This is a genomic window from Bradyrhizobium sp. LeoB3, from assembly GCF_055456055.1.
On the sequence record NZ_JBVBEF010000251.1, the window covers coordinates 1 to 2,425 of the forward strand.

Here is a 2,425-nt window from a genome sequence, read left to right on the forward strand (position 1 = left end):
TCATCATGCGCTCCGTCTATCAAACGGAGCAGCCCCTTCCAACTAAGCACGTGGTCCCACAATCGGGGTCCATTTCACACACCCGGTACGAAGCGACTGTAGAACCTCCAACTTTCAATGTCGGCACGCCACTTGCTCCATTCGGGGCAGCATCACCGCTCGGAGGCGGGGGGCGCTGTAGGGACGGACTCCGCACGTCCTCCATTGCGTCCGGCCGCCCCGCCAACGTGTTGTGAGGGGACATGAAACACCATGTTGGAGGGGCTGCAACTGCGATCGCACCGCTCTCGCTGCGCCGCGATGTCATTAGCGTGTGCGAACAGGAAACCACACTCTTCCTCCGGGCTTTCCCGATGGTGTCCGTCGGTCGTCTGGCCAGCCGGATCATGACGCGCCTTGCATTCTTTGTCGCCGGTTTCGGCATTGCGGGCTAGGCGCCGCTGGTGCCGTTCGCGAAGGAGCGGCTGGTTGTCGATAACGAAGTCCTCGGTTTTCTGCTGCTCTGTCTGGGAATCAGCTCAGTCATCTCGATGCTTCTGATCAGGCTGTTGAGCGCGCGCTACGGCAGCAAATCAATCATCCGGATCGGCTGGTTCGGGATTGCGCTCATCCTGCCGTGGCTCGCGGTTGCCGGCACGCCTGTGGCGCTCGGGGCCGTGCTAGCTGCCTTCGGCGCCTTTCTCAAATTCATCGATGTCGCTGCGAATGTCGATGCGGTCGAACTAGAACGTGCAGCGAAGCGTCCACCGATGTCCGGCTTTCACGCGCAATTCACCATCCGCGAATGTGCCGGCTCCGGCGCGATAACCGCATTGGCTGGCTGCTCGTCGGGGCTTTCATCAACCCTAATTAAAATTATAGATGCGCGTGTAGAGCCCCGATCGTCATCAGCGAGCCTGCTCCTCGCGCCCGTGAAGCATGGGAGCGGGGAAACTCCGCTTTCTTCGCCTCTCGTTAAACTAGGGCGTGAACCCATAAAATTTGGCGTTATGAGTTATCAAGACTGATTGGTTGGCGACCGATCACTTAGTTCATGTATTCCAAGTGGATGAGGGGATAAGGCCTACCTTGCCCGTCGATTGGCGAACGGCCTGTGCGCCTGAACCCCATTTTTTCATAGAAGCCAACTGCTTGACCGTTCTGCTCATTGACATCGGTCGTCATTTTTGGGTGAAGCGAAAGGCCGTGACGCACGAGCGCGGCACCAATACCAGTTCCGCGACAAGCCGGATCGACGAACAGCGCCTCCATATGTCCGTTGTCGATGAGCATGAAGGCCAGCGGGTAATCATTAGCATCCACGGCAAGCCAAAGCGTGGCTTGGGGCAGAAAGCCGCACACCATCTCGTCGATGGCAAGGCGATCCTGCGGCGACAGAAAGTCATGCGTGGCGTCAACCGCACGCCGCCAAATTTCGACTGCGCGCTCACCCTCGCCAGGCCGGGAAGATCTAATCGAAATCATGGTCGTATCACTTTTCATTCTAATTAAGTCAGGGCGGGCGCGTCTTATTTGGTTTCAACCAAGTTAGCAACTTGGCTTTGTCGAAGGGGACTTACCAGCCGCCCAAAATTCTGATTCAGACTCCGTATGAGCCGATATGATCTGACCGACTTCGAATGGCACGTGATCGAGCCTTTGCTACCCAACAAACCTCGAGGCGTGCCGCGTGTCGATGATCGCCGCGTGCTGAACGGTATCTTCTGGGTGCTGCGCTCTGGCGCGCCATGGCGAGACCTGCCCGAGCGCTACGGTCCGCGCACTACGTGTTACAACCGCTTTGTGCGATGGCGAAAAGCAGGTATCTGGGACCGAATGATGGACGCCATATCAGCCGAATACGAGCGCGACATACAGATGATCGACAGCACTTCCGTTCGCGCTCATCAACAGGCCGCGACGGCAAAAAAGGGGATCGAGATCATTGTCTTGGCCGTTCCCGAGGCGGCCTTACGACCAAAATCCACGCGGTCGTCGATGCGAGAGGCCTCCCGGTCAGGCTCGCGCTGACCGCCGGACAAGCGCATGACGGACAGATCGCTGATACATTGCTCGACCGTCTGGGCCCTCGCACTATCGTACTGGCTGACAAGGCTTATGATGCTGACCGCATCCGTGAGCTGATACAGGGCCGGGGTGCCACGCCCAATATTCCGCCCAAGAGTAACCGGCGCTGGAAGCCCTGCTTCAGCGAGCGGCTCTACCGCGAGCGCAATCTGATCGAGCGGTTCTTCTCGAAACTGAAGCACTTTCGCCGCGTTGCTACTCGCTATGACAAGCTCGCCCCCAACTTCCTCGCCATGGTCCAACTCGCTTCTATTCGCCTGTGGCTGCGTATTTATGAGTCTACGGCCTAGCACTACTTTGGCAGATTGTTGATTTTGCCGCGTTTTATAGGATTCCCGAATCAATTTTTCAATGATTC

3 protein-coding genes and 1 pseudogene are annotated in these 2,425 nt (G+C 57.5%); 3 read left to right on the forward strand and 1 reads right to left on the reverse strand.

Features of this window, described 5'->3' with window-relative positions; genetic code table 11:
- Positions 1-242: 242 nt before the first annotated feature.
- Positions 243-434, forward strand: a complete 192-nt coding sequence (locus ACZXDY_RS45505; RefSeq protein ID WP_464349961.1) for a hypothetical protein — start codon at positions 243-245, stop codon at positions 432-434.
- A 9-nt stretch (positions 435-443) separates the two neighbouring features.
- Entirely contained in the window at positions 444-1,007 is a 564-nt protein-coding gene (locus ACZXDY_RS45510) for a hypothetical protein (RefSeq protein WP_464349962.1), read from the forward strand.
- A gap of 19 nt (positions 1,008-1,026) precedes the next feature.
- Here the strand turns inward: ACZXDY_RS45510 and ACZXDY_RS45515 are convergent, their stop codons facing one another.
- Entirely contained in the window at positions 1,027-1,464 is a 438-nt protein-coding gene (locus ACZXDY_RS45515) for an acetyltransferase (RefSeq protein WP_464349963.1), read from the reverse strand.
- A gap of 126 nt (positions 1,465-1,590) precedes the next feature.
- Here ACZXDY_RS45515 and ACZXDY_RS45520 point away from each other — a divergent pair.
- Positions 1,591-2,276, forward strand: a pseudogene (locus tag ACZXDY_RS45520) (IS5 family transposase); the annotation flags it as partial.
- Positions 2,277-2,425 lie beyond the last annotated feature (149 nt).